General features: G+C 70.6%; 19 protein-coding genes, 6 pseudogenes and 2 CRISPR repeat arrays. Of the genes and pseudogenes, 15 read left to right on the forward strand and 10 right to left on the reverse strand.

The window, feature by feature from the left end; all coding sequences use genetic code 11:
* Positions 1–8 precede the first annotated feature (8 nt).
* The gene (locus D7M15_RS24865; RefSeq protein WP_121519542.1) at positions 9–788 is read left to right on the forward strand and encodes an exodeoxyribonuclease III; all 780 of its coding nucleotides are present in this window, start codon (positions 9–11) and stop codon (positions 786–788) included.
* Between the two features lie 48 nt (positions 789–836).
* Here D7M15_RS24865 and D7M15_RS24870 read toward each other — a convergent pair whose 3' ends face one another.
* Entirely contained in the window at positions 837–2675 is a 1839-nt protein-coding gene (locus tag D7M15_RS24870; protein WP_240649734.1) for an SGNH/GDSL hydrolase family protein, read from the reverse strand.
* Between the two features lie 427 nt (positions 2676–3102).
* On the opposite strand from D7M15_RS24870, the gene D7M15_RS24875 reads away from it, so the two are divergent.
* Positions 3103–3543, forward strand: a complete 441-nt coding sequence (locus D7M15_RS24875; protein WP_121519544.1) for a DUF6278 family protein — start codon at positions 3103–3105, stop codon at positions 3541–3543.
* On the opposite strand, the gene D7M15_RS24880 is transcribed toward D7M15_RS24875, so the two are convergent.
* Positions 3519–4319, reverse strand: coding sequence for a hypothetical protein (locus tag D7M15_RS24880; protein ID WP_240649468.1), 801 nt, complete (start codon positions 4317–4319; stop codon positions 3519–3521). The genes D7M15_RS24875 and D7M15_RS24880 overlap by 25 nt on opposite strands.
* A 119-nt stretch (positions 4320–4438) precedes the next feature.
* On the opposite strand from D7M15_RS24880, the gene ggt reads away from it, so the two are divergent.
* A complete protein-coding gene (gene ggt / locus D7M15_RS24885; RefSeq protein WP_121519545.1) occupies positions 4439–6286 on the forward strand; it encodes a gamma-glutamyltransferase in 1848 nt (615 codons plus the stop codon).
* A gap of 26 nt (positions 6287–6312) precedes the next feature.
* Positions 6313–7147 (forward strand): annotated as a pseudogene (locus tag D7M15_RS24890) (IS5 family transposase).
* A gap of 70 nt (positions 7148–7217) precedes the next feature.
* Here the strand turns inward: D7M15_RS24890 and D7M15_RS24895 are convergent.
* A complete protein-coding gene (locus tag D7M15_RS24895; RefSeq protein ID WP_121519546.1) occupies positions 7218–7949 on the reverse strand; it encodes an SDR family oxidoreductase in 732 nt (243 codons plus the stop codon).
* Between the two features lie 70 nt (positions 7950–8019).
* Between D7M15_RS24895 and D7M15_RS24900 the strand changes: the two genes are divergently transcribed.
* Together D7M15_RS24900 and D7M15_RS29225 are read left to right on the forward strand one after the other, a co-directional pair.
* The gene (locus tag D7M15_RS24900; protein WP_121519547.1) at positions 8020–8877 is read left to right on the forward strand and encodes a LysR family transcriptional regulator; all 858 of its coding nucleotides are present in this window, start codon (positions 8020–8022) and stop codon (positions 8875–8877) included.
* A gap of 223 nt (positions 8878–9100) precedes the next feature.
* Positions 9101–9467, forward strand: a pseudogene (locus D7M15_RS29225) (IS5/IS1182 family transposase); the annotation flags it as partial.
* On the opposite strand, the gene D7M15_RS28800 reads toward D7M15_RS29225, so the two are convergent.
* From D7M15_RS28800 to D7M15_RS24915, 3 genes are all read right to left on the reverse strand, one after another.
* The gene (locus tag D7M15_RS28800) at positions 9415–9558 is read right to left on the reverse strand and encodes a hypothetical protein (protein WP_206337417.1); all 144 of its coding nucleotides are present in this window, start codon (positions 9556–9558) and stop codon (positions 9415–9417) included. The pseudogene D7M15_RS29225 and the gene D7M15_RS28800 overlap by 53 nt on opposite strands.
* 225 nt (positions 9559–9783) lie before the next feature.
* Positions 9784–10158 (reverse strand): VOC family protein, encoded by a 375-nt coding sequence (locus D7M15_RS24910; protein WP_121519548.1) that lies wholly within the window; start codon positions 10156–10158, stop codon positions 9784–9786.
* Between the two features lie 32 nt (positions 10159–10190).
* A complete protein-coding gene (locus D7M15_RS24915; protein WP_121519549.1) occupies positions 10191–10964 on the reverse strand; it encodes an SDR family oxidoreductase in 774 nt (257 codons plus the stop codon).
* 85 nt (positions 10965–11049) lie between these two features.
* On the opposite strand from D7M15_RS24915, the gene D7M15_RS24920 reads away from it, so the two are divergent.
* The 4 genes and pseudogenes from D7M15_RS24920 to D7M15_RS24935 form a co-directional block, all read left to right on the forward strand.
* The gene (locus D7M15_RS24920) at positions 11050–11628 is read left to right on the forward strand and encodes a TetR/AcrR family transcriptional regulator (protein WP_121519550.1); all 579 of its coding nucleotides are present in this window, start codon (positions 11050–11052) and stop codon (positions 11626–11628) included.
* Positions 11629–11981: 353 nt separating this feature from the next.
* Positions 11982–12315: a CRISPR direct-repeat array (repeat unit 29 nt; unit sequence GTGCTCTCCGCGCAGGCGGAGGTGAACCG).
* A 139-nt stretch (positions 12316–12454) separates the two neighbouring features.
* Complete coding sequence (locus D7M15_RS24925; RefSeq protein WP_121519551.1) at positions 12455–12895, forward strand: MarR family transcriptional regulator; 441 nt, start codon at positions 12455–12457, stop codon at positions 12893–12895.
* Between the two features lie 83 nt (positions 12896–12978).
* Positions 12979–13866, forward strand: a complete 888-nt coding sequence (locus D7M15_RS24930; protein ID WP_121519552.1) for an NmrA/HSCARG family protein — start codon at positions 12979–12981, stop codon at positions 13864–13866.
* A gap of 591 nt (positions 13867–14457) precedes the next feature.
* A pseudogene (locus D7M15_RS24935) lies at positions 14458–14943 on the forward strand (IS5 family transposase); the annotation flags it as partial.
* A 15-nt stretch (positions 14944–14958) separates the two neighbouring features.
* Here the strand turns inward: D7M15_RS24935 and D7M15_RS24940 are convergent.
* Together D7M15_RS24940 and D7M15_RS24945 are read right to left on the reverse strand one after the other, a co-directional pair.
* Positions 14959–15912: an NmrA/HSCARG family protein gene (locus D7M15_RS24940; protein WP_121519554.1), complete on the reverse strand. Its 954-nt coding sequence runs from the start codon at positions 15910–15912 to the stop codon at positions 14959–14961.
* A gap of 28 nt (positions 15913–15940) precedes the next feature.
* Positions 15941–16456: an SRPBCC domain-containing protein gene (locus D7M15_RS24945; RefSeq protein ID WP_121519555.1), complete on the reverse strand. Its 516-nt coding sequence runs from the start codon at positions 16454–16456 to the stop codon at positions 15941–15943.
* Positions 16457–16620: 164 nt separating this feature from the next.
* Here D7M15_RS24945 and D7M15_RS24950 point away from each other — a divergent pair, with 164 nt between their 5' ends.
* Both D7M15_RS24950 and D7M15_RS24955 read left to right on the forward strand, forming a co-directional pair.
* Positions 16621–17577, forward strand: a complete 957-nt coding sequence (locus tag D7M15_RS24950; protein ID WP_121519556.1) for a LysR family transcriptional regulator — start codon at positions 16621–16623, stop codon at positions 17575–17577.
* A 330-nt stretch (positions 17578–17907) separates the two neighbouring features.
* Positions 17908–18435: pseudogene (locus tag D7M15_RS24955) on the forward strand (recombinase family protein); the annotation flags it as partial.
* Positions 18436–18735: 300 nt separating this feature from the next.
* Here the strand turns inward: D7M15_RS24955 and D7M15_RS24960 are convergent.
* Positions 18736–18918: pseudogene (locus D7M15_RS24960) on the reverse strand (IS701 family transposase); the annotation flags it as partial.
* 53 nt (positions 18919–18971) lie between these two features.
* Positions 18972–19568 (reverse strand): TetR/AcrR family transcriptional regulator, encoded by a 597-nt coding sequence (locus tag D7M15_RS28625; protein WP_165906326.1) that lies wholly within the window; start codon positions 19566–19568, stop codon positions 18972–18974.
* A gap of 84 nt (positions 19569–19652) precedes the next feature.
* Between D7M15_RS28625 and D7M15_RS24975 the strand changes: the two genes are divergently transcribed.
* The 3 genes and pseudogenes from D7M15_RS24975 to D7M15_RS24985 all read left to right on the forward strand — a co-directional run bounded on the left by D7M15_RS24975 (position 19653) and on the right by D7M15_RS24985 (position 22893).
* The gene (locus D7M15_RS24975) at positions 19653–20411 is read left to right on the forward strand and encodes an SDR family oxidoreductase (protein ID WP_121519558.1); all 759 of its coding nucleotides are present in this window, start codon (positions 19653–19655) and stop codon (positions 20409–20411) included.
* Between the two features lie 325 nt (positions 20412–20736).
* Entirely contained in the window at positions 20737–21480 is a 744-nt protein-coding gene (locus D7M15_RS24980) for an ISAs1 family transposase (protein ID WP_121521354.1), read from the forward strand.
* Positions 21481–21498: 18 nt separating this feature from the next.
* Positions 21499–22015: a CRISPR direct-repeat array (repeat unit 29 nt; unit sequence GTGCTCTCCGCGCAGGCGGAGGTGAACCG).
* 43 nt (positions 22016–22058) lie between these two features.
* Positions 22059–22893 (forward strand): annotated as a pseudogene (locus tag D7M15_RS24985) (IS5 family transposase).
* Positions 22894–22911 lie beyond the last annotated feature (18 nt).

The following is a 22911-nucleotide window of genomic DNA, read 5'->3' on the forward strand; positions in this document are numbered from 1 at the left end:
TGCCCCGTATGCGAATCGCGACCTGGAACGTCAACTCGGTCACCGCCAGGCTGCCCAGGGTGCTGGCCTGGCTCGAATCCTCGGGCACGGACGTCTTGTGCCTCCAGGAGCTGAAGTGCTCCGCCGAGGCGTTCCCCGCCGAGCAGCTCCGCGAGCTGGGCTACGAGGCGGTGGTGAACGCCTCGGGCAGATGGAACGGCGTGGCGGTCGTCTCCCGCGTCGGCCTCGCGGACCCGGTCGTGGGCCTGCCGGACGGCCCGGCGTACGACGGGGCGCAGGAGCCGCGCGCGGTGGCCGCCACGTGCGGCGGGGTCCGCGTCTGGTCGGTGTACGTGCCGAACGGCCGCGAGGTCGGCCACGCCCACTTCGGTTACAAGCTGGAGTGGCTGGAGGCGCTGCGCAAGGCCGCCGCGCCCGACGCGGCGGGGGACCTGCCGTTCGCGGTGCTCGGCGACTTCAACGTGGCGCCGACCGACGCCGACGTCTGGGACATCGCCCGCTTCGACGGCGCCACGCACGTCACGGCCGAGGAGCGCGGCGCGCTCGCGGCGCTCCGCGACACCGGCCTGGCGGACGTGCTGCCGAGACCCCTGAAGTACGACCACCCGTTCTCGTACTGGGACTACCGGGAGCTGGGCTTCCCGAAGAACAAGGGCATGCGCATCGACCTCGTCTACGGCAACGGGCCGTTCGAGGCCGCCGTCCGCGACGCGTACGTGGACCGGGAGGAGCGCAAGGGCAAGGGGGCGTCCGACCACGCGCCGGTGGTCGTGGACCTGGAGCCGTAGGACGGCGGTCCCGGGGGCCGCGCGCCCCCGGGACCACCGCCCGCCGCGTCACGGCGTGCGCGCTCCGGGCGCCGCGTACGGACCGGGTCCCTCCGCCGGGACGAGCGCGCGCAGGTCGACGGACTCGCCGAGCGCACGCAACCCGGCGTCCCCCGGGTGCAGATGGTCGCCGCTGTCGTACGCCGCGCGCATCCGGTCCGGGCGGTCCGGGTCGCGCAGCACCCGGTCGAAGTCGAGCACGGCGTCGAAGGCGCCGCCGCTGTCCCGGACGAACGCGTTGACCTCCGCGCGCCGCGCGTCGACCTCCGCCGAGCAGTCGGGGAAGCCGCCGCACGGCGCGATGGTGGCGCCCACCACCCGCAGGCCGCGTTCCCGCGCGCGGTCGGCGATCGCCCGCATGCCCGCGATCACCTCGTCCGGGCCGGTGCCCCAGCGCACGTCGTTGACGCCCTCGAACAGCACCAGGGTGCGGACGCCGGTCTGCCCCAGCACGTCGCGTTCCAGCCGGTGCTGCGCGCTGACGCCGCCCGTGTCGGTGCTGATGCCGTCCCCGGTGTAGCGGTCGGTGACGACGCGGTTCGCGGAGATCCCGTGGTTCAGCACGGCGTACGCGGGGATGGCCGCGTCCCGCCCGCCGTCCCCCGACGGCCCGTCGTCCCGGGCCAGCAGCCGCCGCGCCAGCACGTCGGGCCAGCGGGCGTTGGCGCCCGGCGTCGACTTGACCCCGTCGGTGATCGAGTCGCCCAGCGTCACCACGGCGCCGTGCCCGCCGCGCACGTCCACGCCGGTGAGCAGCGGCCAGGTGTGCAGCACCCCGGTGTACGGCGCACCGCCCCGGTCGCGCGTACGGTCGCCGCTGCCCGGCTCGCTCAGATACGACTGCTGCAACGCCTCGGTGTGCACCGGGGCCGCCGCCACCGGCTCCGGCAGATGGATGCTGACCAGCAGGTTCGTGTCCGCGGGCACATCGAGGCCGACCGGGTCGCTGTACGCCTGCGCGCCCGCCGGGATCGACACCCCGGCCCGCCCGTCGAAGCGCAGCGGCACCGGCAGCGCGCGGGCCGCCGCGCCCTCGCCCTGGACGGCGACGGAGGCGGCGCCGACGCGTACGGGTGCGGCGGCGAAGGTGTTCTCCAGCCGTACGCGCGTCTCCGGCCCGCCCGTCGAGGTGTGCACGACCAGCCGCAGCGTCTGGTCGTGCCAGGTGCCGACGCTCGGGTAGCCCGCGGTGCTCGTCGACCAGGTGCCCGTCCAGCCGGGCGCGCCGGACCGCACCGCCACGGCGAAGACGTGCAGGTCGCCCTGGGGGCCCGGGTCGGCGGGCAGGGTGAGCGACGCGAGGGCGCGGCCGCGCGCGACGGGCACGGTCACCGCGTACACCTTGACCTTGCCGAACCGCTGCCCGCCGCCCGAGTTGAGGTGCGGCAGCGCGACCGCCTTGGTGGCGAGCGGGCCGCCGCGCCAGTCGGGGGCCCGCAGCAGGTACGGGGAGGAGCCGCCGTCGGCGTAGCGCACCGTGCCGGTGCCGCTGACCTCGGTGCCGACGGCGTCCGGCGAGGTGGCCGCGACCAGCAGGGAGACGGCGTCGCCGCGCCCCGCCAGCCGTACGCGCTGCCCGTCCGCGCGGACGTTGTCCGGCGTGCCGGGCGCGCGGTCCGGCCAGCGCAGCCGCGCGCCGTCGAGGTCGAGGGCGCGTCCGGGGGTCCAGCCCGCCGCGGTGAGGTCCTGCGCGGAGAGGGAGTTGCCCGCGCCGTCGAAGTCGGCGGCGGTCGGGTCGGCGTCGTCACTGACGGCGCGGTTGTCGAAGTACCGCTCCAGCGGGAGCGGTCCGGCGGGGCGGGCCGGTGCGTCCGGCGCCGCGGGGGCCGCCGCCGCGTGGCCGGACAGGGGGGTGAGGAGGGTCAGCAGGGTGAGAACGAACGCGGTCACGGTGCTCCACAGACATCTGCGCACGTGTGTGCCCTTTCGCCGGTTCCAGTGCGTGGTGTGCCGTGTCTTTCCGGCGTCGTCGCCGGTGCTCGCCGGTGTCGTCGGTGCTTGCCGGTGTTTCGCCGGTCTCCCTCGCGGGGGCCGTCGTGGTGCCGTCGCTCTGCTCAGCGTGCACGGTGCCGCGCGGACCCGCACGGCCGGTCGCCGCCGTGCCGTGCCGACCGCCGTGCGGGGTCGTGGGGAAGGGGGTGCGCGATCGCGCGTGGTGCGGTGGGTGCGGGTGTGCCGCGGGTGGGACGCGCCGTACCGTACGGGAGCGCGCCGCCGTCGTACGACGGCCGCGCCCTGTGGCGCTCCGGGTACCCCGGATGCCACTCTGACGTGTATGAACATCCCCTTCCTGGACAACTGGCGCAAGAGGAACGGGGAGGACGGCGGTGTCGCCCTGTCGGACGCCCTCTCCGGCGACCCCGAGGGCGTCTCCCAACTCCTGTCCGAGTGCGAGCTGCTGCGCGACCAGGCGAGACGCTCGGGGGTGGAACTCGACGACACGGCCGACTCGTTGGCCGCGCTCGACCAGCTCGTGCCGCGCTGGCGCGACGACCCCGAGGTGGCGCAGTGGCTCGGCGCGGACGCCGGGCTCTACCTGGGCACGGTGATCGTCCGTACGGTGCCGGGCTCGGCCTGGACGCTGCGGTCGGACGGGCAGCCGGTCGTACGGCTGGCGTCAGGGCGGGAGATGGACGTGCTGGAGGACGGCCGCTCCTGGGCGGAGACGGGCACGCCGGAGCTGGCGCAGAGCTACGCGGAGGACGCCGAGGACTGAGACTTCCCCGCGTCCCCGCGCCGCCGCCCGCGGCGTGTGGCGGTGGTGGGCGGCGCCTTGCTGGTCGCGGTGCGGGTGACGTCGGCGACCAGTTCGACCACGTCGGGGCCGTACGCCTGCGAGTTGACGACCTTCAGCAGCAGGCAGAAGTCGCCGTCCAGGCCGTGCTTGCGGGCGAGCTTCTCGTGGTGGCGGGCGAGGTAGCGGGCGGCGGCCTGGTTGGTGATGGAGCGTTGGCCGCAGAAGAGGAAGACGGGGCGGCTGCCGGGCGCCGCCTGGCCCGCGGTGAGCCGGGCGAGGAGGACGTACTCGGCGGTGCCGTTCTCCAGCGCGTACCGTTCGCCGCCGATGCTGAACGCGCCCCGGTCGGGGCCCGGTTCCATCTCGGTGTTCACGGCGACGCCGGGCAGCAGGGACTGGAGGTGGGCGGCCATGCGCCGGTTGGCGACGGGGCCGCCGACGCAGAACTCGGTGCGGTCCCCGAAGCCCTGGTGCGCGGAGTCGTGGGCCACGATGTCGGCGTGCGCGTCGCAGTCCTTGACGAGGGCGGAGAGTTCGAGGAGGGCGAAGACGTCGTGCCGGGCGACGGCCCAGTCGCTCGTACCGGCGTCGCGGTTGACGACGAGGACGCACTCGGAGTTGTCGGGGAGCCCGAGGAAGCGCTGTCGGCGGCGGAGCCTGCGGCGCCACAGGTACGTACGGGCCAGCCAGCCCACGGTGCCCGCGACACCGGCCACCAGGACGCCGAGCACGATCTCGCGCAGGTTCTCCGTCATGGCTTGGAGCGTACATGTCACCCGTCATCCGCGGCGGGTGCTCGGCGTACGGCGACGCGTGCTGACGCGCCCCGCGGTACGGGCTACGCTGCGCGCCACGACGAACCTTGGAGGTCCGGATGCGCCGCCGCCCCACCCGCGTACCGTCCCTGCTGACCGCCCTCGCGGTGGTCGGCGCGCTCACGGCCGCGGCCGTGCCGGGCTCCGGCCCCGACGCGGACCCGGCCGCCGCCGCGCGCGGCTCCGGGCCGCCGCCCAAGTCGCCGGTGGCCGTGGGCTCCGGCGGCGCCGTCGCCAGCGTCGACCCGGACGCCTCGGCCGCCGGGATCGAGGTGCTGCGGCGTGGCGGCAACGCCGTGGACGCCGCCGTCGCGACCGCCGCCGCGCTCGGCGTCACCGAGCCGTACTCCGCGGGCGTCGGTGGCGGCGGGTACTTCGTCCACTACGACGCCCGCACCGGCCGCGTCCACACCCTCGACGGGCGCGAGCGCGCCCCGCTCACGGCGGACGCGGACCTGTTCCTGGAGGACGGCGAGCCGATCCCCTTCGAGGACGCCGTGACCAGCGGCCTCAGCGTCGGCACCCCCGGCACCCCGGCCACGTGGGAGGAGGCGCTGGACAGATGGGGCACCACCTCGCTCCGTACGGCGCTGCGCCCCGCCGAGCGGCTGGCCCGCGACGGGTTCACGGTGGACGGGACCTTCCGCCAGCAGACCGCGGACAACGAGGACCGCTTCCGCGACTTCCCCGCGAGCGCCGAACTCTTCCTCCCTGGCGGGAAGTTGCCGAAGGTTGGCGCCACCTTCCGCAACCCCGACCTGGCCCGCACGTACCAGCGGCTGGCCCGGGACGGCGCCGACGCGCTATACGAGGGCGAGCTGGGCCGCGACGTCGTCCGCACCGTACGGAAGCCGCCCGTCGCGCCCGGCGCCGACCGCGAGGTGCGGCCGGGCGACCTGCGCCGGGCTGACCTGCGCGACTACCGCGTACGGGACCAGAAGCCGACCCGGATCGACTACCGCGGCCTGGACGTGTACGGCATGGCGCCGTCGTCGTCCGGGGGTACGACCGTGGGGGAGGCGCTCAACATCCTGGAGCGCTACGAGCCCCGCGCGGGCACGCGCCGTACGGACACGAGGTCCCGCGACGCGCTGCACCGCTACCTGGAGGCCAGCCGGATCGCGTTCGCGGACCGGGGCCGCTGGGTCGGTGACCCCGAGCACGAGGACGTGCCCACGCGCGGCCTGCTGTCGCAGCGCTTCGCCGACGCGCGCGGCTGCCTGATCCAGGACGACAAGGCCCTCACCAGCCCGCTCGCGCCCGGCGACCCGCGGCACCCGGAGCGGTGCGGCACGTACGGGAAGGCGGCGCCGCTGACGTACGAGGGCGAGAGCACCACGCACCTGACGACCGCCGACCGGTGGGGGAACGTCGTCTCGTACACCCTCACCATCGAGCAGACCGGCGGCAGCGGCATCACCGTGCCCGACCGGGGCTTCCTGCTCAACAACGAGCTGACGGACTTCTCGTTCGCGCCCGCCGACCCCGACGTGCCGGACCCGAACCTGCCGGGCCCGGGGAAGCGCCCCCGTTCCTCGATGTCCCCGACGATCGTGCTGAAGGACGGCGAACCGGCCTTCGCGCTCGGCTCGCCCGGCGGCTCCACCATCATCACCACCGTGCTCCAGACGCTGCTCCACCACGTCGACGGCGGCCTGCCGCTGCACGAGGCGATCGCCGCGCCGCGCGCCAGTCAGCGCAACGCCGCCGAGACGGAGCTGGAGCCGGGGCTGTGGGACAGCCCCGTGCGCGCCGAACTGGAGGCGCTGGGCCACCGGTTCAAGGCCAACCCGGAGATCGGCGCGGCCACCGGCGTGCAGCGGCTGAGCGACGGCCGCTGGCTCGCGGCGGCGGAGAAGGACCGGCGCGGCGGCGGCTCCGCCCGCGTCGTCCACCCCCGGCGCTAGGCGGTGTCTTCAAATGATCACCCGTGATGGATCATGGTGTCGTGATACGTCGTCATGAACTGTCGGATGCCGAGTGGGAGTTCGTCCGGCCGTTGCTGCCCGAGTCGTTGCGGGGCGGAAGCGGTTGGACGATCGCAGGGGGCTGAACGGGATCGTGTGGAAGTTCCGGACGGGGACTGCCTGGCGGGACGTGCCTGAGCGTTACGGGCCTTGGGTCACACTCCATACGCGTTTTCGCAGGTGGGCGGCGGACGGGACGTTCGACCGGATGCTGCGGGCCGCGCAGGTCAAGGCGGACGCGGCGGGCGACATCGAGTGGCTGGTGTCGGTCGATTCCACGGTCGTCCGGGCCCACCAGCATGCGGCGGGGGCTCGGAAAGGGGGCTCCGCGACCCGGCCCTCGGTCGGTCCAGAGGCGGCCTGACCAGCAAGATCCACCTGGCCTGCGATGGCAGGGGCCGTCCGCTCGGCTTCGTTGTCACGGGCGGCAACACCAACGACTGCACCCGGTTCACCGCCGTGATGGAAGGGATCCGCGTGCCCCGACTCGGACCGGGACGACCCCGCGTCCGGCCCGATCACGTCCTGGGCGACAAGGGCTACAGCTCGAAGGCGATCCGCGCCTGGCTCCGCCGCCGCGGCATACCCCACACGATCCCGGAACGGGCCGACCAGATAGTCAACCGGGCCCGGCGAGGCCGCCCGCCGGGCTTCGACCGTGAGGCGTACAAGCACCGCAACGTCGTGGAACGATGCTTCAACCGCCTCAAGCAGTGGCGCGGCATCGCCACCCGCTACGACAAATCCGCCCAGTTCTATGAAGCAGCCGTCACCCTCGCATCGCTCCTGATGTGGGCGTGACATTTGACGACAGAACCTAGTGGCTTGGCTGACCGCCACTACCCCGTCCCTCGGTTGCCTGACAGGCAGCTCACCAGGGAACTGGGCCGTGCTCGTCGAAGAAGCCGCCGGTTGGCCCGTCATCGGGCAGCGTGGCCAGTCGGACGACCACGGCCGCGCCGTCGGCGGCGGTGCGGGTGAGGCCGGGGAACGCGGTGGTGAAATCGGTCGCACACGGCCCCGGGTCGGCGGCGTTGACCAGCATGTTACGGCCGCGCAGTTCCTTGGCGTACTGCACGGTCAGCGAGTTGAGTGCGGTCTTGGAGGGGACGTACGCGGCCAACGGGGGCCGGGTCGTGAAGTAGTCCTCGGGATCGGTCATCCGGGCGATCGAGCCCAGTCCACTGCTGACATTGACGATCCGGGCGGAGGGGGAACGGGCGAGCAGCGGCAGCATCGTGGTGGTCACGCTGATCACGCCGAACACGTTGGTCTCGAACACCTCCCGTACAGCGGCCAGTTCGACACTGCCGGGGCTCTGGGCGGCGAGGTCGCCAGAGATGCCCGCGTTGTTGACCAGGATGTCCAGCCGACCGAAGCGCTCCTCGATCCAGTGGGCGGCGGATAGGACGCTGGCGCGGTCGGTGACGTCCAGGGTGACCGGGTACACCCCCGAGCCCAGGTCGGCTGCGGCCGCCGCACCACGGTCCGGGTCGCGCGAGGCCAGCAGGACGTTCATGCCGAGCGAGGCGAGCCGGGCTGCGACCTCGCGCCCGATGCCCTTGTTGGCACCGGTGACCAGGGCAGTCGTGGTTTCTGTCATGCGTTGAGCCAACCACGGGGGCGGCCGGGAGTTCCAACACCGACCAGGTACGCAGCGATACCGTACGGGTATGGAAAGACTTGAGGTCCGCGAACTCGTCTACTTCACCGCCGTAGCCGAGGAACTGCACTTCGGTCGCGCGGCTGCCCGGCTGGGGATGGCCCAACCGCCGCTCTCCCGCGCCATTCAGCAGCTCGAACGACGGCTGGGCGTCACCCTGTTGGAACGGGGCAATCGCCGGGTCGCACTGACCGAGGCAGGGGCCGTCCTGCTCCGCGAGGGCCGTACGGTGCTCGACGCCTCGGCGGCCGCGGCGCGTCGCACCCAGCGAGCCGGCCGCGCCGACCCGCGACTGGTCCTGGTCATCAAACCGGGCGGCGACGGTGGCCTGCTGCCCGCGGTCCTCGACACCTATCAGGCTGAGCCGGGTGCGCTGCCGGTCGAGCTGGTGTGCAGCTTCGGCGAGCGTGAGGTCCTCCTGCGGGAGGGGCGTGCCGACGCCGCCCTGCTGCACCGCCCCCACCACGACCTCACCGGCCTGGACACCCAGGACCTCCTGACCGAGACTCAGCTTCTCGTGATACCGAGTTCGCATCGCCTCGCGGACCGTTCCCGGGTCTGCCTGAACGACCTCGACGAGGAGCCCCTGCCGCGCTGGCCGGGCGTACCTGAAGGTGGCTCACGCGGACCCGAGGTTCACGACCTTGGGCAGCTTCTCCACCTCATCGCCTTGCGCCGCATGGTCGCCGTCCTCCCCTCCTCCATCCGCGATCAGCTCCGCGACGACCTGGTCGCCGTCCCCGTCGACGATGCCGAGCCCACCACGCTCGTCCTCGCCTGGCCCGAGCACGCCACCTCCCCGGCCCTGGCCGCCTTCGTTCGCGCGGCCACCGCCGTGGCGGTCAAGGCGACGGACCACGGCGGATAGAACGAGGAGGCACGCGGGGTGGAAGAGGCCCTCGCCCATGCTCGCGGGCCTGCGAACACCAGCGACGGGTACGTGGACGAAACGCGCGCTGCCCGCCCTCGCTCGGCAGACGCCGAAGCGGAAGCAGTGCACCGAGGAGAACCGCTGTCGTCCGCAGCGTTCCAGAAGACGAGCCGGTGCTCTCCGCGTAGGCGGAGGTGAACCAACGCTCGTGCCTCGCAGCAACGACGTCACCCAGCTGATGCCGCTGCTGGGCATGATCCCGCCGGTTCGCGGACGGATCGGTCATCTAGGGGGCAAACCTGACTCACTGTTCGCCGCGTGGCTACGCCCACGACATCTGCCGCGATCAGCTTCGAGATCGTGGCGTCGTACCGGCCATCACGCGCCGAAACACCCGGCAAGGTAAAAGACTTGGCGTCTACGGACGGGTCGTGGAGCGGGCCCTCGCCTGGCTGCACGGCATCAGTCGACTCCGCGTCCGCCGGAAACGTCGAGTCGACATCCACGAATCCTTCCTCAAGCTGGCTCGCTGCCTCATGCAGCCTGTTCGGCGAGATCCAATTCGGCGGCGTGGAGGAAGGCGGTGACCTTGCCCGGCATGTCGAGGGTGACAGGCAGCTCCGGGGCGCGGGCATTCTCCTCGATGGTGGTGTGGTCGGGCAGGAAGTCGGCGAGCACCGTGCGGAGCGCGCGCCGCGGCTGACGCCGTGGTCGCGTGTGAGGATGACGATTGGAGCGGCCTTCCAGGTACGCGGTGAGTACAGCATCGGTCTTCGCGACCGTCGCGGTGGGGCGTCGTCCGTCCTTGCTGTTCTTGGCCTCGGCGGCACGCAGTCCGTCGTAGTTCAGTCCGTGTTGTGGATGCGCGGCGCGAGGCGGTCCTGGTGGAGGGCGTCGAGCACGTCAAGGACGGGTCGAGCGTAGGCAGAAGGGGTGCCCGGCTGGGCTGGCGTAGACGCGGCTACCGGTGTGGGTTTCCGGGGGGATCCCGTCGGTGGGCCGCAGTCGGGTGGCGCCAGCGTCGGTGGCAGTGCGATCGGCGGTTGCGAGTTCGTCGACGCCGAAGTCGAGATGCACCTGCTGGGGGGTGCCCTCCGGCCAGTTTGGTGGGATGTGTCCGGGAGCAGACTGGACGACGATGACTGGGAGGCCGGGGGCCTGAATGAAGTGGTGGGTCGGCGTGGGGGTGAGGGAGCCGCCGAGTAGCCGGTGCCAGAAGGAGCTTTCTTTCTCGATGTCGGCGGCGTCGATGATCACGGAGGTCAGGGTGATGGGCATGAGGGTGTCCTGTTCGTGCTGTCTGTGGTTGTTCAGACGGTCGGGATGATGCCGCCGTCGACGCGGAACTGTGCTCCGGTGAGCCATTTCGCGCGGCTGGAGGCGAGGAAGGCGATCATTTCGGCGACGTCTTCGGGGTCACCGGGGCGTCCCATGGGGACCTTCAGGTGGTTCACGATCTGCTGCGTGACTTCCTCAGTGGCCACGCCCTGCGCCTCGGCCAAGTGCCGGAGGTGCGCGGTGGCGCCGTCGGTGACGACGAAGCCGGGCAAGACGCAGACCACTCGCACCCCGTGCTCGCCAACCTCGGTGGCCAGTTCGCGGCTGTAGGTGTTGAGCGCGGCCTTGGCGGCGGCGTAGGAGCCCTCGGTGCGCTGAGGCAGTTGACTGGCGATCGAGGAGATGTGCACGACGACGCCGGAGCCCCGCTCGACCATTCCTGGCACCAGAGCGCGGTCCAGGCGCACGGCGCTGAGGAGGTTCATCTCCAGGTCCGCTTGCCATGACTCGTCCGACCGGCTCAGGGTCGGCGTCGGGGCGCTCGCGGCGCCCGCGTTGTTGACGAGCACGTCCACGCCGCCTACGTGGTCGATGACCCGGCGGCCGAGGTCGGCCACGCCCTGCTGCGTGGAGAGGTCCGCTGTCAGGAAGGTGGCACCGCTGCCCTCCTCGGGCTGGCTGCGGGACGCCGTCAGCACGGTCGCGCCTGCGGCGACGAAGCGGCACACGGTCGCTGCGCCCAGGCCCCGGCTGCCGCCGGTGACCAGCACCCGCAGTCCGGACAGGCTCTCGTCGGTGTTCGGCATGGGGAGTCTCCTCCGTAAGATGAACCTGACTCCGGAAACGATACACGTAAACGGAGTTCAACTCACCTTACGGAGGAGACTCCCCATGCCGCCCTCACGCCCCATGCGCGCCGACGCACGACGCAATCGCGAGGCACTGCTGTCCGCAGCCCGCCAAGCCTTCCTCGACGCCGACACCGACGCACACGTCGAGGACATCGCCCGCAACGCCGGCGTCGCCATCGGAACGCTCTACCGCCACTTCGAAACCCGCGAAGCGCTAATCGAAGAGGTCTACCGCAAAGAGGTCGACGACCTATGCGCTGCACCCGGTGACCTTCTGAAAGAACACACACCCGAGGAGGCCCTGCGACGCTTCCTCCTGCTCCTCGTGGACCACGCGGCGGTGGGCAAGGGAATGTCCAGCGTGCTCGAAAGCATCATGGCGACGGACTCACCGGTCTTCGACGACGCACGCACCCGTATGGCACGCGCCCTCTCCCTGCTACTCGATGCCGGCAGCACGGCTGGCACCATCCGCGACGACGTCACAGGCTCCACGCTGCTGCGCGCGCTGGGCGGCATCTGCGGAATGCGTGCCACCGACGGCTGGCTGGTCGAGGCCCGACAGATCACTACCCTCCTCTTCGACGGCCTGCGAAACCGCACCCCACAGTCACCCTGAGCCAAAGGTCCGCACGCCGTAGACCGTCGACCAGACCACGCCCGTCACTACTGCGGACGAGCAGGGTGCGGTGCCTTAAGCGCGGACAGGCGGGCGACGTCCTCGTCCCGGATACGGCTGCTCCAGGCCCCGCTCCTTACCCCACAACCGCGGATCGACCGGACAACAGGGGCCACACACAAGCTCGTTCGCCGACATGCACGCCAGCGCCCCCCACTGACAACAGACCCCGACCAGCCACAGCTCGCCGAAACCAGGCCTACACTCCGCCCATGCCTCACCCCCACGACAGCACCAGACTCCACAACTGCAAAGAGAACGCAAAGCCCCTATAACGGGCCAGGTCAGAAAGGGTGCTCTCCGCGCAGGCGGAGGTGAACCGCTGATCGTCCCGACGTCCGCTTCACGGCTCGTGTGCTCTCCGCGCAGGCGGAGGTGAACCGTCGCCCCGCTCCGCCCGCCGATCGAAGGACCAGTGCTCTCCGCGCAGGCGGGGGTGAACCGGAGCAAACCATGGACGTACGGCAGCTCACCCTGTGCTCTCCGCGCAGGCGGAGGTGAACCGATGCCCGCTTCGCCGAGGGATTCGCACAGGCCGTGCTCTCCGCGCAGGCGGAGGTGAACCGTGATCTTGCGAGGTTCGCGGGGCGGTTCGTCCGTGCTCTCCGCGCAGGCGGAGGTGAACCGATCTCGAAGTCGTCGTCGTAGAGCACCGCGCCGTGCGAGTGCCGGGCCGGGCTCGCGGAGGTATGCATCTCCTGGTGAGTGGCGCAGTTCGCCGGTCCGCGGCCAGTAGGCTGTTCGTCATAGGACCGGGGAGGTCAGCGTGGACTATGGCGACAAGCTCTTCTGGCTCTCGGTGGTGATTCAACGCAAGTACGCGCAGATCTGCGCCGAGTTCGACCTGACCCCCTCGCAGGCCACGCTGCTCTGCGCAGTCAGGGACGAGCCGCGGCAGATGGCTGACCTCGCCGCGTCGTTGGGCATGACTAAGAACGCATTGAGCCAGCTGGTCGATCGCACCGCGCGGCGCGAGCTGGTCGGTCGGGAAAGCTCGGCTCAGGACCGACGGGTCGTCATGCTCGGTGTGACGCCCACGGGGAAGGTGCTCGCCGAGGCCGTTTACGCCGAGGTCGCCAAGCGCCTGCCCGAGATCACGAGGAACCTTGACGCTGACGACCAGCGCGACTTCGAGCGCGTGGCCACCGCCATCGTGGACACCTCGGACCTCTCTTCGCCCGCCTCGAACCAACCCATCACATCGTGAGGTCTCGTCACATCCACGCCTTGACGAAGTTCATGCCGTGAACTAATTTCGTTCACACCACGAACTAGTGAAGGGTCGCAGCGATGGGCAAGAAGAGCGGCACGATCGCAGTCTTCGGCGCGACGGGGCAGCAGGGCGGGGCGGTCGTCGACGCGCTGCTAGACCACAAGGCGCGGGTGCGGGCTCTGGTCCGCGACCCGCAGTCCGACCGGGCGCAGGCGCTGACCGCCCGCGGCGTCGAGCTGGCGGCCGCCCGGACCGACGACCCGGCGTCGCTGGCCGCCGCGCTAGCGGCGGTCGAGGGGTTCTACTTCATGACCCCGGAGGCGAACAGCCTCGAAGAGGTCGAGGCGGAGATCCGCATCGGTACCGCGCTCGTCGACGCGGCGGCAGAGGCGGGCGTCCCGCATGTCGTGTTCAACTCGGTCTTCGGAGCGGACCGGGAGCGGGGTGTGCCGCACCACGACTCGAAGCACGCGATCGAGGAGTACCTGAGGAAGTCCGGCCTCAGGGCCTCGATGGTCCGCGCGACCGCCTTCATGGAGAACTTCGCGAGCGTGCTGGCACCGTGCCTGGAGCACGGGGAGATCGTGCTGAGGATGCCGCTGCCGGAGGACGCGGCCCTGAAGATGATCTCGATCAGGGACATTGGCCGGGTCGCCGCCGCGCTCCTGCTCGACATCGCGGAGGCGCCCGGCGGAGCCGTCGAGCTCGTCGGTGACGAGCTGACGGGCCCACAGATCGCCTCGGCGTTCGGCGCCCGCGCCGGGCTCCCGGCACGGTACGAGGCCCTCCCGTTGAGCGTGCTTCCCACCGACCTCGACAGGGTGATGTTCCGTGAGTTCGCGAACGCGGCGGAACACCCCGGGGACCTCGCGGTGGTGCGCTCGATCGAGCCGGCCGCCCTGGACCTGGCCGAGTGGATCCGGGCCATCGGCTGGACCGCGCCCACGAACGTGGCTGGTTCCTGAGCCTCCGGCCGCGATGAACGCCCGCGATCGTGCCCACGGTCTCGGCGCTCCGGGCACGGCAACGCATCCGCCAACGGGTGAAGTAGTCACGAAGCTCTCGGGGCGTGCCCGAGGCCGACACCGGCACACTGGTTGTCGGGAGGCCGCCAGTCGACGTCGAGGTAGAGATCCACGCCGAGGAGGGTCCGGGCCGCCAACCAAAAGGCCTCACCGACTACGCCCGCGAGGCCGCCGCGCCAGCCTCTGGGCCCGTATAGCGGATGGCCGGAACAGGCTTGACCGTGCCGGCCATCCGCAATGGTGCTCGGCGCGTCTCTGGCACGCCGCTGACGCATTGTTTCCGTCTGACCAGAGGCAGATCGACTTCATTGAATATGGCCGTCTACCTCATGTCTCACCGAATCTGATCCACCGCAGTTCAACGCCGCTCAGCATGGATCAGAATCAGTGAGAGCCCACGCTGGGTCACCGGCGACGAGGTCTACTGCGGTGAGACCCTCACCTGAGTGCCGAGCTGGACAGGCGTCAGGCTGGCCTCGCTGACGTGAAGCAGAGCCTCGTCGCCCGCTTGGTGGAGGTGGTGCAGGAGGTGAGGGCCTGGGCCGCTCGCGGGGTGGGTTCACCACCAAGCTCCACCTGAGTGCGGACGGCTGCTGCCGCCCGCTGTCGCTGATCGTCGCTCCTGCACAACGGGCGGACTGCCCGCAGTTCGAGCCCGTGCTGGAGAAGATCCGCGTCCCTCGCGCCGGGCCGGGAAGGCCACGCAAGAAGCCCGACAGCGTCGCGGCGGACAAGGCTTACAGCAACGGCCCGTGCCGCGAGTACCTGCGGCGACGGGGCATCCGCCACTCGATCCCGGAGAAGACCGACAGCCAGGCCGCCCGCCGGCGCAAAGGGTCACGCGGCGGACGGCCACCTGGCTTCGACACAGAGCGGTACAAGAAACGCAACACCGTCGAACGGGCAATCAACCGGCTCAAGCAGGCCAGAGCGGTAGCCACCCGCTACGACAAACGCGGCTACGTCTTTCAGGGACCGCGACTGCCGCCGCCCTCCCTCATCTGGCTCCGTTCATGATCGACCGGACAGATCCTAGACGCCGAAGGCGACCCGCTCCCCGCGCCAGCCGGTGTTGCGGACGAACTGTTCCCAGGTCAGCGTGTTGGGATCGATGCGTCGGCTCCACTGGAGGTCGCGGTCGCTGCGGAAGTATCCGAACTCCACCGCGTACTCGACCATGCCGATAGTCTCGTCGGCTGCCAAAGGATTCACGCCCAGCTCAGGGAAGTACTTCAGAAGGCCTTCGCGCGTGTAGGCGTTGCGGTACTCGGCCTTGAGTCCGGTAACACGGGAGAACGTCTCGACCATCTCAGCCGGGGAGATCAGATCACCGACGACCGGTAGCCAGGCGCCGCGGTAGGTGTCGGGGTTGGAGAACACCTCCAGAACGGCGGGGCCGGCCGCGGTGAGCGGGTCCACGAACGGGACGCGGAAGTCCTCGGGGAAGTAGAAGGGCATGACCACCGTGTCACCGTCGACGTGCGGGACGTAATACTCCAGCGCATTGGTGTAGTAGAACGCGAGCGACACGAAGGTGTGCGCGATCGGCAGAGTCCGAATGTGCTCGGCGACGAGCGCCTTGTCGGTGAAGTGCGGCGCCCATTTTGTGCCCGACGTCCTCTCCTCGACGTTCTCCAGGGTGCTGAAGACGACGTGACCTACTCCGGCTTCGGCTGCGGCATCAGCAAGTTGGCTCCCGATGAGGTACTCCTCGGAGTCGGGCGGCAGGAGGGGCGGCGTCATCAGGAAAGCTCCCTCGGCCGATCCGAACGCGTCCACGAGCTCGCGCTGGTGGCCCGGCGCGAGGGGAACCTCGGCAATCTCCGCCCCCATCCCCACCAAGCCTCGGGCCTGGGCAGAATCGGCGTTCCGGGTCAGGGCTCGCACGCGGAAACTGCCGCTCTCGAGCAAGGACGTGGCGACGCTTCTGCCCTGCTTGCTGGTCGCACCCGCGACGACGATCAACGGCTTACTGGTCTCAGGCATCGTGCACTCCTCTTGTGTATGTTCTGGGTCAGGCGCGGGCGGCGCTGATCAGTCCGTCCAGCCATGCCTGGTGGCCGTTGAGCATCGGGTTCGGGCGCTCGTCGGCCAGCGCAGCAGCGGGTTGTCCGATCTGCGTCTCCTGGGTGAGGACGCGGACCCGGCCGCCGGGCAGGTCCTCGACCAGCCAGGCGTGCAGCACGTCGAGCCGCTCCTCGGAGGTGCCGTCCTGCTTCGCGGTCCACGACAGGCGGCCGGGAACGCCGTCGGCCGGGGTCAGGAACTCCGTGACGAGCGCGGCCAGTTGCGGGAAGCCGAAGGTTCCGAAGCTGAAGGCGAGGCCGTCCTTGAGCTGCGGGCCGCCGCCCTCGGGGAAGGAGATGTCGGCGACGTTGTCGTAGTAGCCCTCCCACTCGGAGGTGTCGGTCAAGAAGCGCCAGACCTGGACGGCGGTGAGGCCGGTCACGATGACCTCGTTCGAGACGAAGTTGTCGCCGGCGCCGGGGAGGTAGCGCTCGGGCCAGGTGATCGCGTTCTGCGTGGCCATGCGGGGCCTTTCACGGGCGGGGAGAGCTCCAGCGTCTCGGCCGGAGAAGTGTGCCGCCACTCGGCGACGTCTTCGAAGGTAGACCCGCAATCCATCGGCATACCAATAGGTGAGCCGATGGTGGATATCGGATTCCCGATTTATGGAACGGCTACTCTTTCCTCATGAAGAACCAGACGCGCGCCGCGGGCCAGGAGACCCCAGCGCCCGCCACCGCCGGCACGCAGCTTCCGCCGCACGCGGACCTCAACCTCCTGCGCACCTTCCTCGCCGTCCACCGCACCGGCTCCTTCACTGCTGCCGCCCCCCGGCTCGGCCTGTCCCAGCCCACGGTGACCGCGCAGATCCGCACCCTGGAGCAGCAGATCGGGCGCGAGTTGTTCACCCGCCTCCCGCGCGGGGTCGACCCCACCCCCCACGCCCACGAACTGGCCGCACGGATCGCCGCCCCACTCGACGCGCTCGCCGCCCTGGAGGACACCGCGGCCACGGCCGGACCGGTGCACCTGGCAGGCCCCTCGGAGTTGCTGTGCGTACGGGTCCTGCCGGCCCTGGCCCCGCTCGTCACCGAAGGCGTCCAGCTGCGGGTGACCCAGGGACTGCCCGAACCGCTCATCGAGGAGATGCGTGCCGGCCGCCACGACCTCGTCATCGCCACCCGGCGCCCCCGCGGCCGCGCCTGGGAGTCCGTCCCCCTCACCGACGAGGAGTATGTCCTGGTCGCCGCCCCCGCCTGGGCTGAGCACGTCGGCGGACACACGCAGAGTGGTGACCTGTGTGCCGCCCTGCGCGAGGTCCCGATGGTCACCTACGCCGAAGACCTGCCCATCATCCGCCGCTACTGGCGCACCGTCTTCGCAAAGCAGCACACCGCCCGCGCCGCCATCACTGTTCCCAACCTCTACGCCGTCCTCTCCGCGGTCAACGCCGGCGCCGGCTACAGCGTCCTGCCCCGCTCCCTGTGCCAGGAGCACCTCGACGCCGGCCGCCTGGCCCCCCTGCATGACCCGGAAGAGGCTCCCCTGAACACGCTCTTCCTGCTCCAGCACCCCGGCGCCAAGGCCAACCCCGACGTGTCGCGCGTCCGCGAACGACTACAGGAAGCCGCCCGCACCTGGTAGCCGCAACGCGCCCCGCCGCACACGGCGACGCAGCACGCGCCATGAGGACACCGCAGCAGCTCCAGAAAACCTTCGTTCTCTGAAGATCCGCCCTCGCCAGCCACAGAGGCCCGCAAGGCCTTCAAAAACCCCTTCAAATACCTGGGTCATTCAAGAACCCCGGACCACCGATTTCTGGCATGACCCGGGTTCATGACGACCACTCAGGAGCCCGCGGACGGCGCAGAGGTGCTTGCCGCCGAGCCGCTCGTCCGCACCTAGATCAAAATCGGGTACGCCCGGGTGTCGACCGGCGGGCAGAAGCTGGAGCGGTAGCGCAACGCCGCCGGGTGCCGGAAGATCTTCGCTGACAAGAAGTCTGGCAAGGACGCCCTGCGTCCCGAACTGAAGGCGTGCCACGCGTTCCTCGATCCGGGTGACACACTCGTCATCCCCTCGCTCGACCGCTACCGCCGCAGCCTCCAGGACCCCATCAACATGGCCGCCGAGCTGCGCGAGCGCGGTATCGGTTTCACGTCGCTGCACGAGAACCTGAACAACACCACCCCCGGCGGTCGGCTCGTCTTCCACGTCTTCGCCGCGCTCGCGGAGTTCATCCGCGAACTCATCGTCATCGGCACCAAGGAGGGCCTGGCCGCCGCACGCGCCCGCGGCCGGTTCGGCGGACGCCCCAGCGTCGCCACCGCGGAGATCATCTGCGCCGCGCGCGACCTGCTGCCCGACCCGGGCCGCTCGATCACCTCGATCGCCAAGCTGCTGGGCGTCCCCCTGGGCACCCTCTACAACCACATCCCGGACCTGCGCGAGCTGCGGGCCGGCGCCGTCCCCCCCCTTCAGCTCGAAGCTCCCGCGCGGTAGGCGAATCCGGGGAAGATCAATCTCACCGGCACTTTCTGTACCTCAACTACTCACACCCGGAGTACGTGCAGTGCTCTCCGCGCAGGCGGAGGTGAACCGGTGCTGGCCGGGGCGAACGCCAACCTCGCGGCGTGCTCTCCGCGCAGGCGGAGGTGCCCCGCCGCGGATGGCCGACTGGGCCGAACTGCTGTGGTGCTCTCCGTGCAGGCGGAGGTAACTCGCCCCACCCCGCGCGCTTGCTCGCGCTCCTCCAGCGCTCTCCGCGCAGGCGGAGGTGACCCGGTGGGGGCAGGCAAATCAGCCGGCCTCCTCGGCCACCGTCCAGCCGTTCTTGCGCTCCAACGGCGCCAGCAGGCCCCGCATGTACGCGAGTGCCGACTCCCGCGACTCACTCCGCGCGAACCGGCGAGCAAGCCGCTCGTGCAACCCCGCCAACCCGTCCGACCAGCGACGAGCATCAACCTCGGATATCTCCCCACCCATGAACGGATCAACGAGCAAACCCGACAACCATCACGCTAACCACCGTTGCAGTACTAGATCGCGTCGAGTCCCGCGGCGGTGAGGGCGGCGTCGGCCGCGTCGCGCAGGACCGAGGCGTCCATGCTGGCTTCCGTCAGGGCTTCCATGCCGCGCAGGACGGCCAGAAGGTGGTGGGCGGTGCGGCGGGCGTCGCGGTCGGCGGGGATGCCGCCGGCGGCCTGGCCGTTCTCGACCTCGGCCTGCAGCAGCTCAGCGATGGTTGTGAACGTGCGCTGGGCCTTGGCCGCGACCTCGCTGTTCGTCGCGGCCAGTTCTGCGGTCGACTTCGCGAGCAGGCAGGCCCGCTGCGGCGCGGGAGTATCGCCGACGGCGGCCACCGCGTGGAACAGGGCGCGAAGCCGCTCGGCCGACGACGAGTTCGAGCCGCTGAGCCTGGCGCGCAGGCCAGCGGTGGCGTTGTCGCAGTAGCCGTCGAGGACCCGCTGGAACAGTGCCTGTTTGTCGCCGAAGGCGCCGTACAAGCTGCCTTTGCCCAGGCCGGTCGCCTGCGTCAGGTCGCCAAGCGATGTCGCCGCGAACCCGGACGTCCAGAACGCCTCGGTCGCGGAGCGCAGTACCTGCTGTTCGTCGAACTTGCGGGGACGTGCCACGTGATCAAGATATTTATTCTGGACCGCTCGGTCAACATGTGCTTGTATCTGACCGGACGGTCCATAATAGTGAGGGAGCAAGACATGACCGAGCTCGACGGCAAGGTTGCCCTGGTGACCGGGGGAGCGACTGGCATCGGCCTGGCGGCGGCGACCCTGTTCGCGGCCGAGGGCGCGAAGGTCTTCATCACCGGCCGCCGGCAGGCTGAGCTGGAGCAGGCCGCCACGGCGATCGGTGCCACCGCGATCCGCGGCGACATCGCCGACCTGGCCGACCTGGACGCGATCGCGGCCCGGATCGGCGAGACCGCCGGGCGCCTCGACGTGCTGTTCGCCAACGCGGGCGGCGGCGACGCGCTGGCCTCGATCACCGAGCTGCGGCCGGATAGCTTCGACTTCACCTTCGGCGTCAACGTGCGCGGGACGGTGTTCACCGTGCAGAAGATGCTGCCGTTGATGCCGGACGGCTCGTCGATCGTGGTGACCGGTTCGACCTCGGCCAGCCGGGGGAACGCGGGCTTCGGCGCTTACTCGGCCTCGAAGGCGGCGGTCCGACAGTTCGCCCGGGTCTGGGCTGCGGAACTGGCCTCGCGCGGCATCCGGGTCAACGTGCTGGTCCCGGGCCCGACGGACACGCCTGGCCTGCGTAGCATCGCCGGGGATCCGGCGCACGTCCCTGCCCTCCTTGAGCAGATGGCCGCCAGCACGCCGCTGCGCCGGGTCGCGAACCCGGCCGAGATCGCGCAGGCCGCGCTCTTCCTGGCGAGCGGGCGGTCGAGCTTCATGACCGGCAGCGAGCTGTTCGCCGACGGCGGCGAGGTGCAGGTCTTCCCGGCCGTGTAGTACGGGCCCGGGTCTGTCCTGTGGACCTGGGGATGGCCGTCATGGCCTGCGGGGCAGACCTCAGTCGTCGGCAGGCTGACAGGTGGCGAGTGCCGCGTCGCTGTCCGGATCGACTCGATCGTCGCCTTTGAAGCCCCCGAAGCTTGAAAACAGGCTCTGACCACCAACCGCACGACGCCCGCCAGGCAGGTCAGGACAGCGTCCGGCTCCTCCCCTCACGCCGGCCAGCCTCACCTCGGCCGGGAGGCGCTCACCAGCAGCGTGTCCGCGTCCCCGGGCAGCCTCTCCACTCCGATTCGGGTCAACCCCGCCTGATCGCAGAGCGTTGTCCACACGTGCTCCTGGAGCACCCAGCGGCGCCACGTCCCTGGCAGCCATCGCCCGCTTCGCCACCGATATCGACCCCGACCTGCGGGAACGACTCGGGCTGACCTCCAGTACGCCGAACGCCTCCACCCTGGGGCGGCTCCTGGCCTGCCTGAACGGTGACGCGCTCGACGACGCCCTGGGTGCCTGGCTCACCCGGCACGCCGCCGACCCGGTCGAGGAGGCCGGCGACACCCTGGTCGGCCTGGCCGTCGACGACAAGACGGTGCGCGGATCCCGCACCGACGGCCGGGCCGTCCATCTGCTCGCCGCCGCACTGCACACCTGCCGGACCGTGATCGCCCAGCGCCAGATCACCACGAAGAGCAACGAAATCCCCGCCTTCGCCCCGCTGCTGGACCGGATCGACCTGCGCGGCCCCGTCGTCACCGCCGACGCGATGCACACCCAGCGCGTCCATGCCGAACACTTGAAACGCGGACAGGCGGGCGACGTCCTCGTCCCGGATACGGCTGCTCCAGGCCCCGCTCCTTACCCCACAACCGCGGATCGACCGGACAACAGGGGTCACACACAAGCTCGTTCGCCGACATGCACGCCAGCGCCCCCCCCCACTGACAACAGACCCCGACCAGCCACAGCTCGCCGAAACCAGGCCTACACTCCGCTCATGCCTCGCCCCCGCGACGCCCACGACAGCCCCAAACTCCACAACTGCAAAGAGAACGCAAAGCCCCTATAACGGGCCAGGTCAGAAAGGGTGCTCTCCGCGCAGGCGGAGGTGAACCGTGGGATGAGTTCTGCGCGCTGCTCGAACTCCCGTGCTCTCCGCGCAGGCGGAGGTGAACCGTTACGTGTGGACCAGACGAAGGCTCAACTCTTGTGCTCTCCGCGCAGGCGGAGGTGAACCGCCGTCACCGCGAAGCAAGCCGAACTCGAACAGGTGCTCTCCGCGCAGGCGGAGGTGAACCGAACACGGGCGCCCCGGCGCCGGAGCTGCACATGTGCTCTCCGCGCAGGCGGAGGTGAACCGTCGCCCAGGCGAACGCCGCCCTCGGCCAAGCCGTGCTCTCCGCGCAGGCGGAGGTGAACCGGCGCGGTCCGTCAGCAACGCGACCTTGCGGTGGTGCTCTCCGCGCAGGCGGAGGTGAACCGGTCTTCAAGGTCCGCGGCGGCGTGAAGACCAAGTGCTCTCCGCGCAGGCGGAGGTGAACCGCCACCGTCCGTGAGGCCGATCTCGCGCCCGCGGTGCTCTCCGCGCAGGCGGAGGTGAACCGGCTCCTCTGTGGCCTAGGCGGTGTCTTCAAATGATCACCCGTGATGGATCATGGTGTCGTGATACGTCGTCATGAACTGTCGGATGCCGAGTGGGAGTTCGTCCGGCCGTTGCTGCCCGAGTCGTTGCGGGGCGGAAGCGGTTGGACGATCGCAGGGGGCTGAACGGGATCGTGTGGAAGTTCCGGACGGGGACTGCCTGGCGGGACGTGCCTGAGCGTTACGGGCCTTGGGCCACACTCCATACGCGTTTTCGCAGGTGGGCGGCGGACGGGACGTTCGACCGGATGCTGCGGGCCGCGCAGGTCAAGGCGGACGCGGCGGGCGACATCGAGTGGCTGGTGTCGGTCGATTCCACGGTCGTCCGGGCCCACCAGCATGCGGCGGGGGCTCGAAAAGGGGGCTCCGCGACCCGGCCCTCGGTCGGTCCAGAGGCGGCCTGACCAGCAAGATCCACCTGGCCTGCGATGGCAGGGGCCGTCCGCTCGGCTTCGTTGTCACGGGCGGCAACACCAACGACTGCACCCGGTTCACCGCCGTGATGGAAGGGATCCGCGTGCCCCGACTCGGACCGGGACGACCCCGCGTCCGGCCCGATCACGTCCTGGGCGACAAGGGCTACAGCTCGAAGGCGATCCGCGCCTGGCTCCGCCGCCGCGGCATACCCCACACGATCCCGGAACGGGCCGACCAGTTAGCCAACCGGGCCCGGCGAGGCCGCCCGCCGGGCTTCGACCGTGAGGCGTACAAGCACCGCAACGTCGTGGAACGATGCTTCAACCGCCTCAAGCAGTGGCGCGGCATCGCCACCCGCTACGACAAATCCGCCCAGTTCTATGAAGCAGCCGTCACCCTCGCATCGCTCCTGATGTGGGCGTGACATTTGACGACAGAACCT

It is taken from the genome of Streptomyces sp. Z26 (genome assembly GCF_003665095.1).
Lineage (GTDB): Bacteria > Actinomycetota > Actinomycetes > Streptomycetales > Streptomycetaceae > Streptomyces > Streptomyces phytohabitans.

Coding starts and splice junctions, on each gene's coding strand:
- ggt (WP_121519545.1), top strand. CDS start 4,439: ATGCGCCGCCGCCCCACCCGCGTACCGTCCCTGCTGACCGCCCTCGCG.
- D7M15_RS24865 (WP_121519542.1), top strand. CDS start 9: ATGCGAATCGCGACCTGGAACGTCAACTCGGTCACCGCCAGGCTGCCC.
- D7M15_RS24930 (WP_121519552.1), top strand. CDS start 12,979: ATGGGCAAGAAGAGCGGCACGATCGCAGTCTTCGGCGCGACGGGGCAG.
- D7M15_RS24900 (WP_121519547.1), top strand. CDS start 8,020: ATGGAAAGACTTGAGGTCCGCGAACTCGTCTACTTCACCGCCGTAGCC.
- D7M15_RS24915 (WP_121519549.1), bottom strand. CDS start 10,964: ATGCCGAACACCGACGAGAGCCTGTCCGGACTGCGGGTGCTGGTCACC.
- D7M15_RS24945 (WP_121519555.1), bottom strand. CDS start 16,456: ATGGCCACGCAGAACGCGATCACCTGGCCCGAGCGCTACCTCCCCGGC.
- D7M15_RS24920 (WP_121519550.1), top strand. CDS start 11,050: ATGCCGCCCTCACGCCCCATGCGCGCCGACGCACGACGCAATCGCGAG.
- D7M15_RS24895 (WP_121519546.1), bottom strand. CDS start 7,949: ATGACAGAAACCACGACTGCCCTGGTCACCGGTGCCAACAAGGGCATC.
- D7M15_RS24950 (WP_121519556.1), top strand. CDS start 16,621: ATGAAGAACCAGACGCGCGCCGCGGGCCAGGAGACCCCAGCGCCCGCC.
- D7M15_RS24910 (WP_121519548.1), bottom strand. CDS start 10,158: ATGCCCATCACCCTGACCTCCGTGATCATCGACGCCGCCGACATCGAG.
- D7M15_RS24940 (WP_121519554.1), bottom strand. CDS start 15,912: ATGCCTGAGACCAGTAAGCCGTTGATCGTCGTCGCGGGTGCGACCAGC.
- D7M15_RS24975 (WP_121519558.1), top strand. CDS start 19,653: ATGACCGAGCTCGACGGCAAGGTTGCCCTGGTGACCGGGGGAGCGACT.
- D7M15_RS24880 (WP_240649468.1), bottom strand. CDS start 4,319: ATGACGGAGAACCTGCGCGAGATCGTGCTCGGCGTCCTGGTGGCCGGT.
- D7M15_RS24875 (WP_121519544.1), top strand. CDS start 3,103: ATGAACATCCCCTTCCTGGACAACTGGCGCAAGAGGAACGGGGAGGAC.